General features: G+C 70.9%; 14 protein-coding genes and 1 pseudogene. 11 read left to right on the forward strand and 4 right to left on the reverse strand.

The genetic code is table 11. The features are described 5' to 3' along the window. Positions 1 to 3: 3 nt before the first annotated feature. The 3 genes from ABTX18_RS18910 to ABTX18_RS18920 all read right to left on the reverse strand — a co-directional run bounded on the left by ABTX18_RS18910 (position 4) and on the right by ABTX18_RS18920 (position 4,415). Positions 4 to 549: a helix-turn-helix domain-containing protein gene (locus ABTX18_RS18910; protein WP_352123834.1), complete on the reverse strand. Its 546-nt coding sequence runs from the start codon at positions 547 to 549 to the stop codon at positions 4 to 6. Between the two features lie 172 nt (positions 550 to 721). Beyond that, positions 722 to 3,358 carry an ABC transporter permease/substrate binding protein gene (locus ABTX18_RS18915; protein ID WP_352123835.1) on the reverse strand — a complete coding sequence of 879 codons (2,637 nt, stop codon included), beginning with the start codon at positions 3,356 to 3,358 and terminating at the stop codon, positions 722 to 724. Then, positions 3,351 to 4,415 carry a quaternary amine ABC transporter ATP-binding protein gene (locus ABTX18_RS18920; RefSeq protein WP_352123836.1) on the reverse strand — a complete coding sequence of 355 codons (1,065 nt, stop codon included), beginning with the start codon at positions 4,413 to 4,415 and terminating at the stop codon, positions 3,351 to 3,353. The genes ABTX18_RS18915 and ABTX18_RS18920 overlap by 8 nt, the downstream gene beginning before the upstream one ends. Positions 4,416 to 4,790: 375 nt before the next feature. Here ABTX18_RS18920 and ABTX18_RS18925 point away from each other — a divergent pair, with 375 nt between their 5' ends. The 11 genes and pseudogenes from ABTX18_RS18925 to ABTX18_RS18975 all read left to right on the forward strand — a co-directional run bounded on the left by ABTX18_RS18925 (position 4,791) and on the right by ABTX18_RS18975 (position 13,815). Next, positions 4,791 to 5,699 (forward strand): 5'-3' exonuclease, encoded by a 909-nt coding sequence (locus ABTX18_RS18925; protein ID WP_352124012.1) that lies wholly within the window; start codon positions 4,791 to 4,793, stop codon positions 5,697 to 5,699. A 112-nt stretch (positions 5,700 to 5,811) separates the two neighbouring features. Continuing rightward, complete coding sequence (locus tag ABTX18_RS18930; protein WP_352123837.1) at positions 5,812 to 6,660, forward strand: siderophore-interacting protein; 849 nt, start codon at positions 5,812 to 5,814, stop codon at positions 6,658 to 6,660. 220 nt (positions 6,661 to 6,880) lie between these two features. Beyond that, positions 6,881 to 7,126: pseudogene (locus ABTX18_RS18935) on the forward strand (ABA4-like family protein); the annotation flags it as partial. A gap of 109 nt (positions 7,127 to 7,235) precedes the next feature. Further along, positions 7,236 to 7,820 carry a sigma-70 family RNA polymerase sigma factor gene (locus tag ABTX18_RS18940; protein WP_352123838.1) on the forward strand — a complete coding sequence of 195 codons (585 nt, stop codon included), beginning with the start codon at positions 7,236 to 7,238 and terminating at the stop codon, positions 7,818 to 7,820. After that, on the forward strand, positions 7,817 to 8,596 hold the full coding sequence (locus tag ABTX18_RS18945) for an anti-sigma factor (protein WP_352123839.1): 780 nt from the start codon (positions 7,817 to 7,819) through the stop codon (positions 8,594 to 8,596). Before ABTX18_RS18940 ends, ABTX18_RS18945 begins: the two co-directional genes overlap by 4 nt. A 252-nt stretch (positions 8,597 to 8,848) precedes the next feature. Then, entirely contained in the window at positions 8,849 to 10,372 is a 1,524-nt protein-coding gene (locus ABTX18_RS18950; RefSeq protein ID WP_352124013.1) for a molybdopterin-dependent oxidoreductase, read from the forward strand. Between the two features lie 107 nt (positions 10,373 to 10,479). Continuing rightward, complete coding sequence (locus tag ABTX18_RS18955; protein ID WP_352124014.1) at positions 10,480 to 11,130, forward strand: fasciclin domain-containing protein; 651 nt, start codon at positions 10,480 to 10,482, stop codon at positions 11,128 to 11,130. A 155-nt stretch (positions 11,131 to 11,285) separates the two neighbouring features. Further along, on the forward strand, positions 11,286 to 12,824 hold the full coding sequence (locus tag ABTX18_RS18960; protein WP_352123840.1) for an amino acid permease: 1,539 nt from the start codon (positions 11,286 to 11,288) through the stop codon (positions 12,822 to 12,824). Between the two features lie 4 nt (positions 12,825 to 12,828). Beyond that, on the forward strand, positions 12,829 to 13,062 hold the full coding sequence (locus ABTX18_RS18965) for an ADP-ribosylglycohydrolase family protein (protein WP_352123841.1): 234 nt from the start codon (positions 12,829 to 12,831) through the stop codon (positions 13,060 to 13,062). Continuing rightward, positions 12,974 to 13,270, forward strand: a complete 297-nt coding sequence (locus tag ABTX18_RS18970; RefSeq protein WP_352123842.1) for an ADP-ribosylglycohydrolase family protein — start codon at positions 12,974 to 12,976, stop codon at positions 13,268 to 13,270. Before ABTX18_RS18965 ends, ABTX18_RS18970 begins: the two co-directional genes overlap by 89 nt. A gap of 98 nt (positions 13,271 to 13,368) precedes the next feature. Beyond that, positions 13,369 to 13,815 carry an SPW repeat protein gene (locus ABTX18_RS18975; RefSeq protein ID WP_352123843.1) on the forward strand — a complete coding sequence of 149 codons (447 nt, stop codon included), beginning with the start codon at positions 13,369 to 13,371 and terminating at the stop codon, positions 13,813 to 13,815. Positions 13,816 to 13,897: 82 nt separating this feature from the next. Here the strand turns inward: ABTX18_RS18975 and ABTX18_RS18980 are convergent, their stop codons facing one another. Beyond that, positions 13,898 to 14,578 carry a TetR/AcrR family transcriptional regulator gene (locus tag ABTX18_RS18980; RefSeq protein WP_352123844.1) on the reverse strand — a complete coding sequence of 227 codons (681 nt, stop codon included), beginning with the start codon at positions 14,576 to 14,578 and terminating at the stop codon, positions 13,898 to 13,900. Between the last annotated feature and the right edge of the window lie 79 nt (positions 14,579 to 14,657).

Below are 14,657 nucleotides of genomic sequence, written 5' to 3' on the forward strand. Positions count from 1 at the left end.
TCGTCAGCGCCGCGGGTCGGACGTGGCGTCGATGTGCTCGGCGACCGCGACGACCAGCAGCCGGGTGCCGGGCATGGTCGCCCGCCAGCGGTGGCGCACCCCGCCCGAGAGGAACAGGGTGTCGCCGCGCTCCAGCCGGTAGGCCTGTCCCTCGGCCTCCACCTCGGCGGCGCCCTCCGCGACGTACATCACCTCGTCGTTGCGGTGCTGGAACTCGCGCCCGAGGTCGAGCTCGCCGGTGAATTCGAGGGCGCTGAGCTGGTGGCGGCCGAGCACCACCCGGCGTACGCCGTCCTCGTGCCCGCCGCGCACCACATCGACCGCGCGTGCCGAGTCCGCGGCGGCGCGCAGGCGTGCGGTGGTGGTCTCCAGGGCTTCGGCGACCCGGTCCAGGGAACGGGCGCTGGGCCTGGCCCGCTCGTTCTCGATCTGGCTGAGGAACGGTACGGACAGGCCGCTGCGTGCGGCGACCGCGGCCAGGGTGAGTCCCAGGGATCTGCGCTGTCGGCGGACCGCGGCGCCCACCCGGAGTGTTTCCTTGTCGTCCATTGTCCGGCTCCCTCCCGACTCGCCATCCTTCCGGTTGCGAGCACCTTACGCACACCGTTGGGCGAGTCCGGCCGGGAAAGTGCCGTCCGGACAGCCCGGAAGGGGTGGGTACCGCCGCCGGCGGTACCCACCCCTTTCCGTGCCGCTGCCCCTGGTGGAGCCGCTTTCCCCGTTACGGCTGAGGAGCCATCTTGTCCGCGATGCCCGGGTTCTTGTCCATCCAGGCCTTGACGGCTTCCTCCTCGTGCCCGGCGCCGCGCTGCTGGATCTGGTTCTCCAGGCCGGCGAGCTGGTCCTCGCTCAGCTTGAAGTCCTTGAACCACTTGGTCAGCTGCGGGTAGTTCGCCGGGAACTCCTTGGAGGCGATGGTGTGCAGCCGGTCGCCGTCGCCGAAGGCCTTCTTCGGGTCCTGGAGCTTGGTCATCCCGTACTCGCTGTACGCCCAGTGCGGGGTCCACAGCACTACGGCGATGGGCTTCTTCTTGGCGTACGCGCGCTTCAGCTCGGCCAGCATGGCGGGCGTGGAGCCGTCGACGACCTTGTACTCCTTGTCCAGGCCGTAGCCCGGCAGCACGTTCTTCTTCAGGTTCTCCATCGTGGCCGTGCCCGGTTCGATGCCGACGATCCGGCCCTTGAACTGCGAGCTCTTGCCCTTCAGGTCGGCCAGGGACTTGACGTCCTTGACGTAGTCGGGCACCGCGATCTCGATGGAGGTCGGGCCGTACCACGAGCCGATGTCGGTCAGCTTCGAGCCGTACTTGTCCCAGTAGTTCTTCTGGGTGTACGGCAGCCAGCCGTCGAACTGGACGTCGATCTGACCGCGGGACATCGCGGCGTACATCGGGCCGACCTCGAACTGCTTGAGGTTGACCTTGTATCCCCGGTCCTCCAGGACGGCCTTCCACAGGTACGTGGCGGCGATGTCCTCCTCCCAGGGGAACCAGGCCATCTCGACGGCGCGGTCGCGCTCGTCCTTGCCGTTCGCGCCCTTGGACGAGGCGGCCTTCTTGACCGGGGTCCACTTGTCGGCGACGCCCGGGTTGGCCTTCAGCCAGGTGCGGACGGCCTCCTGCTCCTTGCCGGAGCCGCTCTTCTGGATCTGCGCCTCAAGACTGGTGAGCTGGCCCTCGGTCATCTTGAAGTTCTTGAGCCACTCGCCGACCTCGGGGTTGTCGGCCGCGAAGCCCTTGCGGGTCAGCGTGTGGATGCCGTCGCCCTTGCCCCAGAGGTTCTTGGGGTCCTTGAGCTTGGTGAGGTCGTACTGGTTGTACGCCCAGTGCGGCGACCAGAGCGGAACGACGATCGGTTCCTTCTTGGCGTACGCGCGCTTCAGCTCGGCCAGCATGGACGGCGTGGAACCGTCGACGACCTTGTACTCCTTGTCCAGGCCGTAGCCCGGCAGGATCTTGTCCTTGAGCAGGCCCGTCTCACCGGCGCTCGGCTCGATGCCGACGACCCGGCCCTTGAAGTCGGACCCCTTGCCCTTGAGGTCGTCGAGCGAGTCGACACCCTTCACGTACGAGGGGACGGCGAGCTCCAGGGAGGTCGGGCCGTACCAGGAGCCCATGTCCTCCAGGCGGTCCTTGTACTTCTTCCAGTACGCGGCGTGGGTGACCGGCAGCCAGGAGTCGGTCTCGAAGTCGATCTGGCCGCCCGCCATACCTGTGTACAGCGCGCCGGCCTCGTACTGCTTGACGTCGACCTCGAAGCCGCGCTGCTCCAGCATCTCCTTCCACAGGAAGGTGGAGGCGATGCCTTCGTCCCACGGGATGTAGCCCATGCTGATCTTCTTGCCGGCCCCGATGTTCTCCGGGTCGGAGCTCGCGGTGCTGTCCGTGTCCGAGGAACCGAACAGGCTCATGCTCCCGGCGACGAGTGCGAGGACGACGATGCCGGCCACGGCGACGACGGGCTGCGGGCGGTAGTTCCACACCTTGAGCCCGCCGGCCACCGACTGCGCCCTGGCGAGCGCGCGGCGGGCGAGCGGGGAGACCTCGCGGCCGAGCGCGCTGGTCATGCGGTCCAGGTACATCGCCAGGATGACGATGGAGATGCCCGCCTCGAAGCCGAGTCCGACATCGACGTTGCCGATGGCCCGGTAGACGGAGCCACCGAGGCCGCCGCCGCCGACCATGCCGGCGATGACCACCATGGACAGGCCCAGCATGATGACCTGGTTGATGCCCGCCATGATCGTGGGCAGCGCGAGCGGCAACTGCACCCGCAGCAGGGTGTTGCGCGACGTGGTGCCGAAGGCCTCGGCGGCCTCGACGAGTTCGGCGTCGACCTGGCGGATGCCGAGTTCGGTCATCCGGACGCCCGGGGGCAGCGCGAAGATGATGGTGGCGATGATCCCGGGGACGACGCCGACGCCGAAGAAGATGACGCCGGGAATCAGGTAGACCATGGCGGGCATGGTCTGCATGAAGTCGAGGACCGGCCGGGTCACCGCGCTGACGGTCTTCGAGCGGGACGCCCAGATACCGAGCGGTACCGCCAGGACCAGCGTCACGATGGTCGCGACGAGGACGAGCGTGAGGGTGTCCATCGCCTCGTCCCACAGCTCGACGGAGTCGATGAGGGCGAAGCCGAGATACGCGAGCACACCGGCGATCAGGCCGCGCAGCCACCAGGCGATGACGGCGACGATGCCCGCGAAGAGCAGGGGCGCGGGTGCGGAGAGCACGGCGGCGATGCCGTCGAACATGCCGCTCACCACGGAGCTGATGGCGTCGAAGAGCCAGGCCAGGTGGGTCTGGAGCCAGTCGACGGCGGAGTCGACCCAGTCGCCGAGGGGGAGCCTAAACACTGGCCACCTTCTTCAGGGAGGCCGCGGCGTCCTGGGGAGCCTCGTTGGGGGTCATCGGCTCACCGAGCACGGCGAGCAGCCGGGCCCTCGGCACGACGCCGACGAGTTTGCCCTTGTCGTCGGTCACGGCGACCGCCACCCCGCTCTGCGAGCAGGGGGTGAAGAGCTCGATGATCGGGGTGGACTCGGCGACGGTGGCCGGGGCCTCCCGCAGGACGTCGGCGGGCGTACGCAGTTCCCTGCCGTCGTCGGTCATGGTGCCCATCACCGTGTGCGGCTCGGCCATGACGGCGCCCGCGGTCAGCACCCGGGAGCGGTCGACGTCCTGGGTGAAGGAGGCGACGTAGTCGTTGGCCGGAGTGACGAGGATGTCCTCGGCGGTACCGAGCTGGACGATCTCGCCGTCGCGCATCACCGCGATGCGGTCGCCGAGGCGCATGGCCTCGTTGAGGTCGTGGGTGATGAAGACGATGGTCTTCTTCAGCCGCTTCTGCAGCTCCAGGAGCTGGTCCTGCATGTCGCGGCGGATCAGCGGGTCGAGGGCGCTGAAGGACTCGTCCATCAGGAGCAGGTCGGCGTCGGTGGCGAGCGCGCGGGCCAGGCCCACGCGCTGCTGCATACCGCCGGAGAGCTCGTCGGGCCAGGACTTCTCCCAGCCGGCGAGGCCGGTCATCTCCAGTGCCTCGGTGGCGCGGCGGTTGCGCTCGGCGCGCGGCACGCCCTGCACCTCGAGGCCGTAGCCGGCGTTCTCCAGGACGCTGCGGTGGGGGAAGAGCGCGAAGTGCTGGAACACCATGCTGATCTTGGTCGAGCGGACGTGGCGCAGCTCGGCGGGGCTCAGGGCGGTCAGGTCCTGGCCGTCGAAGAGCACCTGGCCCGCGGTGGGCTCCAGCAGCCCGTTGAGCATGCGCAGCAACGTGGACTTGCCGGACCCGGACAGACCCATCACGACGAAGATCTGGCCCGGTTCCACGGTGAACGATGCGTCGATCACCGCTGCGGTCGTTCCGTCGGCGCGCAGCTCGTCGCGGTCGGTGCCGCTCTTGAGCTTCTGCACGGCTTGATCGGGTCGTCTGCCGAAAACTTTGTACAAGTGTTCGGCTTGCAGCCTTGACACATACACCTCACGCGTTGAACCGAAAACGGTCTGCCACCCCCTCCGGCAGACCGTGGAGCGGTGCGGGTTCGGTCCGCATGGCACGTACACCAGTTGAAAATGCAACGTGGTCCGCTCCGATGGCGCGCCTGCCCCCGCTTATCCGGGGCAAACACAAGAGTGGCCCAGCTCACAAAAGAGCGGCGGCGGTCCGGGAACCGCGTACGCGCTGTCAGTGGGGTGCGGCATCTCCGGCAGCGGCGGCGGTCCGGGAACCGCGACACGGCGGCCACCGTCAGTGGGGTGCGGCATCATCGGGGTGTGACGCGACGCCTGATGCTCCTCGACACCGCCTCTCTCTACTTCCGCGCCTACTTCGGGGTGCCCGACTCGGTGCGCGCCCCGGACGGGACGCCGGTCAACGCCGTGCGCGGCCTGCTGGACTTCATCGGCCGGCTGGTGCAGGACCACCGGCCCGACGATCTGGTCGCCTGCTGGGACGCGGACTGGCGGCCGCAGTGGCGGGTCGACCTGATCCCCTCGTACAAGGCGCACCGCGTCGCCGTGGAGACGGGCGCCGGACTGCCCGACGAGGAGGAGACGCCCGACACGCTCGCCCCGCAGGTGCCGATCATCGCCGCCGTCCTCGACGCCCTGGGCATCGCCCGGGTCGGCGTCGCGGGATACGAGGCCGACGACGTGATCGGCACACTGACCGGCCTGGCGACGGGCCCGGTCGACATCGTCACCGGCGACCGGGACCTCTACCAGCTGGTGGACGACGCCCGCGGGGTGCGGGTGCTCTACCCGCTGAAGGGGGTCGGCACCCTCCAGGCGACGGACGAACCCTGGCTCCGCGAGAAGTACGGGGTGGACGGCTCCGGCTACGTCGACCTGGCGCTGCTGCGCGGCGACCCGAGCGACGGGCTGCCGGGCGTTCCCGGCATCGGCGAGAAGACGGCGGCGAAACTGCTGGACGCGTTCGGCGATCTCGCCGGGATCATGGCCGCGGTCGACGACCCGGCCGCAAAGCTGACGCCCTCGCAGCGCAAGCGGCTCGACGAGGCCCGTGACTACCTGGCCGTAGCGCCGACCGTGGTCCGGGTCGCCGGTGACGTACCCCTGCCGGAATTCGACCCCGCGCTGCCCGCCGATCCCCGCGATCCGGCGACCCTCGAAGCGCTTGCGGACCAGTGGGGACTGGGCGGGGCGCTTCAGCGCCTGCTCTCCACACTCGCCGGCTGAGGTGTTAAGTTAGGTAACCCTAAGACCGATGGTTCCCTGTATGGGCATTCCCGTGCGCAGGCATTCCCGCACGGGGCCACCGGTCCGGCATCCGTAACAGGGAGACAACTTCGTGGCAGAACGACCGGCGCGGCAGGCACCCAAGGCGCAGGGTGCGCAGGTCCTGCGCACCGAGCAGATCACCCCGCACATGATCCGGGTGGTGCTCGGAGGTGACGGTCTCGCCGACTTCACGCTGTCCGGCTTCACCGACCACTACGTCAAGCTGTGCTTCGCGCCCGAGGGCGCCGACTACGGCCACCCCTTCGACATGGCCCGCATCCGCGAGGAGTTCCCGCGCGAGCTCTGGCCCACGACGCGCACGTACACGGTGCGTTCGTGGGACCCGGCCGCGCGGGAGCTGGCGATCGACTTCGTCGTGCACGGCGACGAGGGCCTCGCGGGCCCGTGGGCGGCCCGCGCCGCAGCGGGTGACCTGATCACCTTCCTGGGTCCCGGTGGCGGTTACGCCCCCGACGCCTCGGCCGACTGGCACCTGCTGGTGGGCGACGAGAGCGCGCTGCCGGCCGTGGCCGCGGCGCTGGAGCAGATGCCCGCCGGTGCGGCGGGGCACGCGTTCATCGAGGTCGCGGACGCCTCGGAGGAGCAGAAGATCGCGTCGCCCGACGGCATCGAGGTGACCTGGCTGCACCGGGGTGAGCGCCCCTTCGGCGAGGCGCTCACCGCCGCGGTGAAGGACCTCGAGTTCCCCGCGGGCGACGTCCAGGCGTTCGTCCACGGCGAGGCGGGCTTCGTCAAGGAGATCCGCCGCCACCTGCGGCTCGACCGCGGCATCCCGCTGCCCCAGCTGTCGATCTCCGGCTACTGGCGGCTCGGTCAGAACGACGACGCCTGGCGCTCCGTCAAGCGCGAGTGGAACGAGCAGGTGGAGCGCGAGCAGGAGGGCGGCGGCGCCGCGTAGCCCCCGGCACCCGCACCCTCGCACTGTGCCCCGGTCCGCGGACCGGGGCACAGCCATGTGCGCGGGGCCACGGGCCCAGGGCCCGTAGCGAAGGCGGGCGGGCACGTCCCACCTCATCGCCCAGCGGGCACGTCCCACCTCATCCGCACATGGGAGGGCGGGCACGCTCCACCTCGTCGACAGCCGGACGCCGCCCCCATCCCCGCGGGCTCAGTCGCCCGCCTCCTCGCCGCTGACCGTCCTCCCGGTGCTCGCCGTGTACCTGACGATGGCCGTTCCGGTCTTCCCCGAGCTCTGGACGGCGGTGAGCAGCCCGGACATCGTGGGCCCGCTGCTGGTGCTGACAATCCTGCTCTCGCCGTTCGGGCTGCTGCTCTTCCTGGTGCTGCGCGCGGCCCGTTCGCGCCGGACGCGGCCCGGGAGCGAACGCCCGGGCCGGGCGGGGAGTGTGGCGGCGGGCCGTTGACGGACGCCTCGGGGAGGACGTGGAAGCATTTCGCCCCCTGACCAATCCGCGCTGCCATCGGCTCCGAATCACCTGGCGAGACCGATGAGCATCCTTGGAGGGCGCCCGCGTGAAGGAAGCCGTACACATCAGCGGACCGGCCCCGGCGGGGCCCGATCTCCAGGAACTCCTGGGGAGGGTCGCCCGGGGCGATCAGGACGCCTTCTCGCAGGTGTACGAGACGATCTGCGGGCCGGTGCTCGGACTGGTGCGCAGCGTGCTGCGTGACCCCGCCCAGTCGGAGGAGGTCGCGCAGGAGGTGCTGGTCGAGGTGTGGAGCACGGCGCCGCGCTTCCAGGCCGCCCGTGGCAGCGCCATGAACTGGGTGCTGACGCTGGCCCATCACCGGGCCGTGGACCGGGTGCGCTCGGTGGAGGCGACGACGGCCCGGGAGCACCGGGCCGCGCTGCTCGACCGCACACCCGCCTTCGACGACGTCACCGAGCAAGTGGAGAGCCGGCTGGAGCGGGAGCAGGTACGGCGATGCATGCGGACGCTCTCCGAGCTGCAACGGGAGTCCGTCACCCTGGCCTACTACCGGGGGCTGACCTATCGGGAGGTGGCGGAGCTGCTCGCGGCGCCGCTGGGCACGATCAAGACCCGACTGCGCGACGGACTGATCCGGCTGCGCGACTGCCTGGGGGTGAGCGCATGAGCGACGCCGCACTGCACACACTGACCGGGGCCTACGCCCTGCACGCCTTGCCGGAGTCCGAACGCCGGGAGTTCGAGAGGCATCTGAGCGACTGCGAGGCCTGCTCCGTGGAGGTGCGCGAACTCTCGGAGACCGCGACCCGGCTCGGGCTCGCCGTCACGGCCGCGGCGCCGCGGGAACTGCGCGAGCGGGTGTTGCGGGAGATCGCGACCGTACGCCAGGAGCCGCCGTCCGCCGGACGTGGCGTCCACGCCTCGGCCACCGCCCGCACCGCCGCGGGCCGGACCCGGCGGTGGCCGGCGTTCGCCCTGGCGGCGAGCCTGGCCGCCGCGGCGGGCTTCGGCGGTGTCGCGGTGTGGCAGAGCCAGGAGGCCCGGGACGCCCTGAAGGAGGCCCGTGCCACGCAGGAGCGGAGCGAGCGGCTCGCCGGGGTGATCGCCGCGCCCGACGCACAGTCGCGGTCCGGCCCGCTGAAGGGCGGCGCGACGGGGACCGTGGTGGTCTCCCGGAGCCAGGACCGCGCCGTGTTCCTCGCATCGGGGCTGGCCGAGGCGCCCAGCGGCAAGGTCTATCAGCTGTGGTTCGACGACGGCGGCACCATGCGCTCCGCAGGCCTGCTGCATGGTTCGGGCGCGGTCTCGACGACGTACGCGGCCCTGCTCGACGGGCCGGTGGACGGCGCCACGGGCATGGGCGTCACCGTCGAGCCCGCAGGCGGCTCGGCGCAGCCGACGTCGGCCCCGCTGGCCTTGATGAACCTGCCGTCGGCTGCGTGAACGGAGCCTTGGAGGGTCTCGGGCGCCGGTGCCGATCCGTCGGGCCGCGCGAACGAACCGCGGACCGGTGCCGGGACCCGGTTCGGCCGACCGGCCGGGGCGAACCTTCACTCATGCGGGTGACGGACCAATCCGCCGGGCGCCGGGCGACGAATCCTGGTCGTGAGTGAAGAGCGGAACGAAGAGCAGTACGGGGCCCGAGGGTCCCGGCGGTCCCGCTGGGCACGTGCGGCCTTCGCCGCGCTCAGCGGTCTGATCGCCGGGTTCTGTGCGCTGGCCGTCGCCGAGCTGGTGGCAGCGGTCGTCCGTCCCGAGGCGGGTCCGGTCGCGGCGGTGGGCGGTGCGGTGATCGACCGCACTCCCCCGGCGCTGAAGGACTTCGCCGTACGGAATTTCGGCACGAACGACAAGCTGGTTCTGCAGCTGGGAATCCTGACCCTGCTGGCGGTCTTCGCCATGGCGGTCGGGGTGCTGGCCCTGCGGCACCGGCTGCTGGGTTCAGCGGCCGTACTGGTTTTCGGGGTGGTCGGGGCCGTCGCGGCGGCCGGCCGGCCGGAGGGCCACGTGTCCGACGCGCTGCCCTCGGCGGTGGGTGCCGTGGTGGCCGCGGGAGTGCTGTATCTCCTGGCGGGGCTGCTGGCCTCCCCCGCATCCGGTGGAACGGGCGGGGAGCGGGATCACGGCGCCTTCGACCGGCGGCGCTTCGTCATCGTGGCGAGCGCCGCGGCGGCGGCCTCGGTCGGCGCGGGCCTGCTGGGACGGCGGCTCACCTCCGCCGTGCAGGCCGGGGCAGCCGCCTCGCGGGAGGACCTGGTCCTGCCCGCACCCGATGCGGTGGCGCCGCCCGTACCCGCGGGCGCCGACCTGCGGATCCGGGGGCTGAGCTCGTTCGTCACCCCGAACAAGGACTTCTACCGGGTGGACACGGCGTTGGTCGTGCCGCGCGTCGATGCCGGCGAGTGGCGGCTGCGGATCCACGGCAAGGGCGTGAAGAGGCCCCTGACGCTCAGTTTCCAGGACCTACTGCGCCGGGAGATCGTCGAGCGCGACATCACGCTGACCTGCGTCTCCAACGAGGTGGGCGGGCCGTACGTCGGCAACGCCCGGTGGATCGGTGTACGGCTGGCCGATCTGCTGCGGGAAGCCGGCGTGAAGCCCCCGTCCCGGGGCGGACCCGCCGATCAGATCGTGGCGCGTTCGGTGGACGGCATGACGATCGGCACCCCGGTCGAGGACGTCATGGACGGACGCGACGCGCTGCTCGCGCTCGGCATGAACGGGGAGCCGCTGCCCTTCGACCACGGCTTCCCGGTCCGGATGGTCGTTCCCGGCCTGTACGGATACGTGTCGGCCTGCAAGTGGATCAAGGACATCGAGCTCACCACGTTCGACGACTACGACGCCTACTGGGTCAAGCGGTCCTGGTCACGGCAGGCCCCCATCAAGACCGAGTCCCGCATCGACACCCCCCGTCCCTTCGCCTCCCCGAGGGCCGGCACGGTCCCGGTCGCCGGAGTCGCCTGGGCCCAGCACCGCGGCGTCCAGCGGGTCGAGGTCCGCGTGGACGGCGGCCCGTGGCACACCGCGCGGCTGGCGGCGGAGGACAGCCGGGACACCTGGCGCCAGTGGATGTGGGAGTGGCCGGCCACCTCCGGCAGCCACACCCTCGAGGTCCGCGCGACGGACCGCACCGGCGCCACCCAGACCGACCAGCGCGTCGGCACCGTACCCAACGGTGCGACCGGCTGGCACTCGGTGGTGGTCGACGTGTCCTGAGCCGACCTCCCCACTCCGCTTCCGTACGGAACGCCCCACTCTGCCCACACCCCGAACCAACTACCGCTCGTGACATGTCAGTCACTCATCCGCACCAGGAGAACATCATGAAGGTCACCCACGCCCGTCGCGCCGCTGTCGCCCTCTCCGCGGCGATCGTGCTGCCGCTGGCCCTGACGGCCTGCTCCAGCGACTCGAAGGACAGCGCTTCCGGCTCCTCCGCGAGCTCGGCGAAGGCCCCGGAGGCGGCCTCCACGCCCGCCGACGACACGACGCCCATGAACAAGCCCTTCGGTCCGGCCTGTTCGACGGTGCCCAAGGACGGCGCGGGCTCCTTCGACGGCATGGCGAAGGACCCGGTCGCGACGGCCGCCTCGAACAACCCGGCACTCTCGACGCTCGTCACCGCGGTCAAGAAGGCGGGTCTCGTCGACACCCTGAACAACGCCCAGAACATCACGGTGTTCGCCCCCACCAATGACGCCTTCGCCAAGGTCCCGAAGGCAGACCTGGACAAGCTTCTCGCCGACAAGGCCGCGCTCACCAAGGTCCTCACCTACCACGTGGTGGGCCAGAAGCTGACGCCGCAGCAGCTGGAGAAGGGCTCCTTCGACACGCTGGAGAAGAGCGAACTGACGACGTCGGGTTCGGACATGGCGTACACCGTGAACGACTCCTCGAAGGTCGTCTGCGGCAACGTCCAGACCGCCAACGCGACGGTCTACATCGTCGACACGGTCCTGATGCCCGCCCAGTAGCAGATCTCCCGCGCGGGGCTTCGCGGCAGCACCCCCGGCAACCCGCCGACGGGAGTGAGCACTTCGGCCCCGCGCGGACACGGCCGCGTCACGCCCCCGAAACAGCGTGTCCCTAATTTCTGTCGCCCGACAGGAAATCGGCGACAGGGGCTGACATGACCGCCACCGCACCAACGGACGTACGACCGGATCCCACCGGAACCGGCCAGGGCGACGACCACGCCTCCCTGGCCGGTTTCGGCTACCGCCAGGAGTTGCACCGCTCGATGGGGCGCTACGCCTCGTTCGCCGCCGGCTTCTCCTTCATCTCCGTCCTCACGACCGTGTTCCAGTTTTTCGCGTTCGGCTTCTCCTTCGGCGGGGCCGCCTTCTTCTGGACCTGGCCGGCCGTCCTCGTGGGCCAGCTGCTGGTGGCCGCGTGCTTCGCCGAACTCGCCGCGCGCTACCCGCTGTCCGGGGCCATCTACCAGTGGGCGACCCGGTTGAGCACACCCGCCTTCGGCTGGTTCGCCGGCTGGATCATGGTGATCGGCCAGATCGTCGTGGTCGCCGCCGCCGCGCTCGCGCTCCAGGTGGTGCTGCCGGCCATCTGGTCCGGTTTCCAGCTGGTGGGCGGGGATCCGGCGCCCACCACGGCGACGGGCGCCGCCAATGCCGCAATCCTCGCCGTGGTGCTCCTGGCCCTCACCACGACGGTGAACCTCCTCGACAACAAGGTCATGTCGGCGGTCAACCGGGTGGGGGTGACGGCCGAGATCATCGGGGCCGTACTCATCGTCGTCCTCCTCCTCACCCACACCGAACGCACCCCGGGCGTCACGCTGCACACCGGCGGGCAGGGCGGCGCGCTCGGGGCGCTGCTGATCGGTTCGTTCACGGCGGCCTACGTCCTGATCGGCTTCGACAGCGCGGGCGAGATGAGCGAGGAGACCCGCTCGCCGCGCCGCACGGCCCCGCGCACGATCCTGCTCGCCCTGGCCTCGGCCGGGGTGCTCGGCGGACTGCTGGTGCTCGCCGGCATCCTCGCCGCGCCCGACCTGGCCGACGGCCGGCTGGCCACCGAAGGCCTCTCGTACGTGCTCACCAGCAGCCTCGGGGACGGTGTCGGCCGGATTCTGCTCGCCGATGTGGCGGTGGCCGTGGCAGTGGCCACGCTCGCCATCCAGACGGCCGGTTCCCGGATGCTGTTCTCGATGGCGCGCGACGGGGTGCTGCCCTTCTCGTCCCGGCTCGCCAAGGTCTCCCCGCGCACCGGAATGCCCGCCGCCCCCGCCCTGTTGGTCGGCGCGGCGGCGGCGGCGCTCGGGCTGCTCAATCTGGCGTCCCCCGAGGCGTTCCTGGCCATCGGCACCACGTGCATCGCGATGCTCTACCTGGCGTACGCCATGGTCACGGGCCCCATGCTGCTGCGCCGCCTGCGCCGCCTCCCCCTCTCCCCCGCCACCGGCCCGCTCCACGACGAGACCGGTAAACCCCTTTTCTCGCTGGGCCGTTGGGGGCTGCCGGTCAACGCGCTGGCCTTCGCCTACGGGGTGGTGATGACGGTCAACCTGGCCTGGCCGCGAGCCGCGGTGTACGACCCGGCGGGCGGGCACTGGTACTTCCAGTGGTTCACGGTGCTCTTCCTCGCGGCCACGGTGCTGCTGGGCGCCGCCTACCGCGTGTACGCGAGGCGGTCGCCCTCCGTACGCTGACGGGATGAACTCCCTGAGCAGGCAGGACAGGGCGGCGGGCGCGGTCGTCGGATCGGCGGTCGGCGACGCGCTGGGGGCGCCCTTCGAATTCGGTCCGGCGGGCGTCTACTCGGCCCGCTTCCCGGACGGCGCCGGCACGATGTGCGGCGGTGGCGGCTGGGACCCGGGCGAGGCCACGGACGACACGCAGATGGCCCTACGAGGACGCACTGGCCGCCGCGCTCGACGTGGGCGGTGACACCGACACGGTGGCGGCCGTGACCGGGGCGCCGGCCGGTGCGGTGTACGGGCTCGGGGCGATCCCCTCGCGCTGGACCGGGCCGCTGCACGTTCCGCTGCCCGGGTACGGGGACCGCGTGCTGCGTACACCGGATCTGGTCGTGCTGGCCGGACGGCTGGACGGCCGGCGAACGGATGCGGTTCCTGCGGATATTCGACTGCCTTGACCCTACACATAAGGGACAAATAAGAGCAGAATGGCAGAGCAGGCCACTTCTCATCCACCGTGTCGGCCAAGGCCTGCAGGATCGAAGGAGACGAACTCATGTCAAACGTCTCGCATGCCGGCCACGACATGGCCGGACACCCGGATGTCTCGGAAATGAGTGACCGCTACGCCCGGATGATGGGCGGCCGCGATGTCGCGCTCGTGGACGCACCCGTATTCCTGGTGGGCCTGTACTGCGCCATATCGCCCTGGGTGCTGCACTTCACGACCTCCCAGACCCCCCTCGTCACCAACAACCTGATCATGGGCATCGCGATCGCCGTGCTGGGACTGGGCTTCACGGTGATGCCGCAGCGCATGTACGGCCTGAGCTGGGCCATCTGCGCCATAGGCGCCTGGATGATCATCTCGCCCTGGGTGGCGGGCAGCAGCCCGGACGTGGGCGTCGTGCTGAACAACGTGATCATCGGCGGTCTGGCCGTCCTGCTGGGGCTGGTCTGCGCGGGCGCGTCCATGAGGAGCGGCACCAAGGGCCGCGTCTAGAACTGTTCGTTCGCCCCACAGCAGGAAGGATTACCCTCGTCGGCCGGGTCCGCGGGAAGCGGACCCGGCCGACGAACGTGCGTCATTCGCCGGGTACCGCAACCCCAGGTCCCCGGTCCTGACGCACCACCCCCACGATCCGCAGCGCCGCGTCCGCCGTCGCCGCCGCGAAAGGCTGCGCCGCCCGCTCCGGGCCCGACAGATGCACCAGGATCACGCCCTCGATGAGCCCGAACACGAGGTCGGTCCGCAGCCGTGCCTCGTCCGCGCCGAGCACCGCGCCCGCCTCGGTGGCGGCCACCAGTTCCCCGTACGCCGACCGCAGCGCCGCCCGCACGCGGTGGAAGTCCGCGAACCGCTCGGCCCGCACTTCCGGCAGCACGTACAGCGCGCCCAGGTTGTACGGCCCCCCGCACAGCAGCGCAACGTCCGCCCGGCACAGCTCCCACAGCCGGTCCTCGGCCGGCCGCGCCCCGTCCGCGAGCAGCTTCTCCGCGAGTGCGAGCGACGGGGCCACGGTGGACTCCAGGAGCGCCGCGAGCAGGTCCTCCTTGCCCGCCACGTAGTGGTACATCGTCGCCTGGCGCATGCCCGCCCGTTCGGCGACGGCCCGGGTGGTGGTCGCCGCGTATCCCCGGGTGGTGAACAACTCGGCCGCCGCGGCCAGGAGTTCCTCCCGGGCGGATAGTCCGCTGTCCGGTCGCTGGGTGGCGCGGGGGCGGCCGACCCGGCGGACGCCGCCGGCATCTGAGGTGCTGGGCATGGGGCCGATCGTCGCACATCCCCGCCCGCCGCGATCTTGGTGAGTACTCGGTAACTCCCGTGCAACGTACGGGCAATGA

It is taken from the genome of Streptomyces sp. NPDC096323 (assembly GCF_040302845.1).
Lineage (GTDB): Bacteria > Actinomycetota > Actinomycetes > Streptomycetales > Streptomycetaceae > Streptomyces.

What these genes read in the sequence shown, in the direction of transcription:
- ABTX18_RS18910 (WP_352123834.1), bottom strand. Translation starts at nt 549, where the DNA reads ATGGACGACAAGGAAACACTCCGGGTGGGCGCCGCGGTCCGCCGACAG.
- ABTX18_RS18925 (WP_352124012.1), top strand. Translation starts at nt 4,791, where the DNA reads ATGCTCCTCGACACCGCCTCTCTCTACTTCCGCGCCTACTTCGGGGTG.
- ABTX18_RS18945 (WP_352123839.1), top strand. Translation starts at nt 7,817, where the DNA reads ATGAGCGACGCCGCACTGCACACACTGACCGGGGCCTACGCCCTGCAC.
- ABTX18_RS18955 (WP_352124014.1), top strand. Translation starts at nt 10,480, where the DNA reads ATGAAGGTCACCCACGCCCGTCGCGCCGCTGTCGCCCTCTCCGCGGCG.
- ABTX18_RS18960 (WP_352123840.1), top strand. Translation starts at nt 11,286, where the DNA reads ATGACCGCCACCGCACCAACGGACGTACGACCGGATCCCACCGGAACC.
- ABTX18_RS18965 (WP_352123841.1), top strand. Translation starts at nt 12,829, where the DNA reads ATGAACTCCCTGAGCAGGCAGGACAGGGCGGCGGGCGCGGTCGTCGGA.
- ABTX18_RS18975 (WP_352123843.1), top strand. Translation starts at nt 13,369, where the DNA reads ATGTCAAACGTCTCGCATGCCGGCCACGACATGGCCGGACACCCGGAT.
- ABTX18_RS18980 (WP_352123844.1), bottom strand. Translation starts at nt 14,578, where the DNA reads ATGCCCAGCACCTCAGATGCCGGCGGCGTCCGCCGGGTCGGCCGCCCC.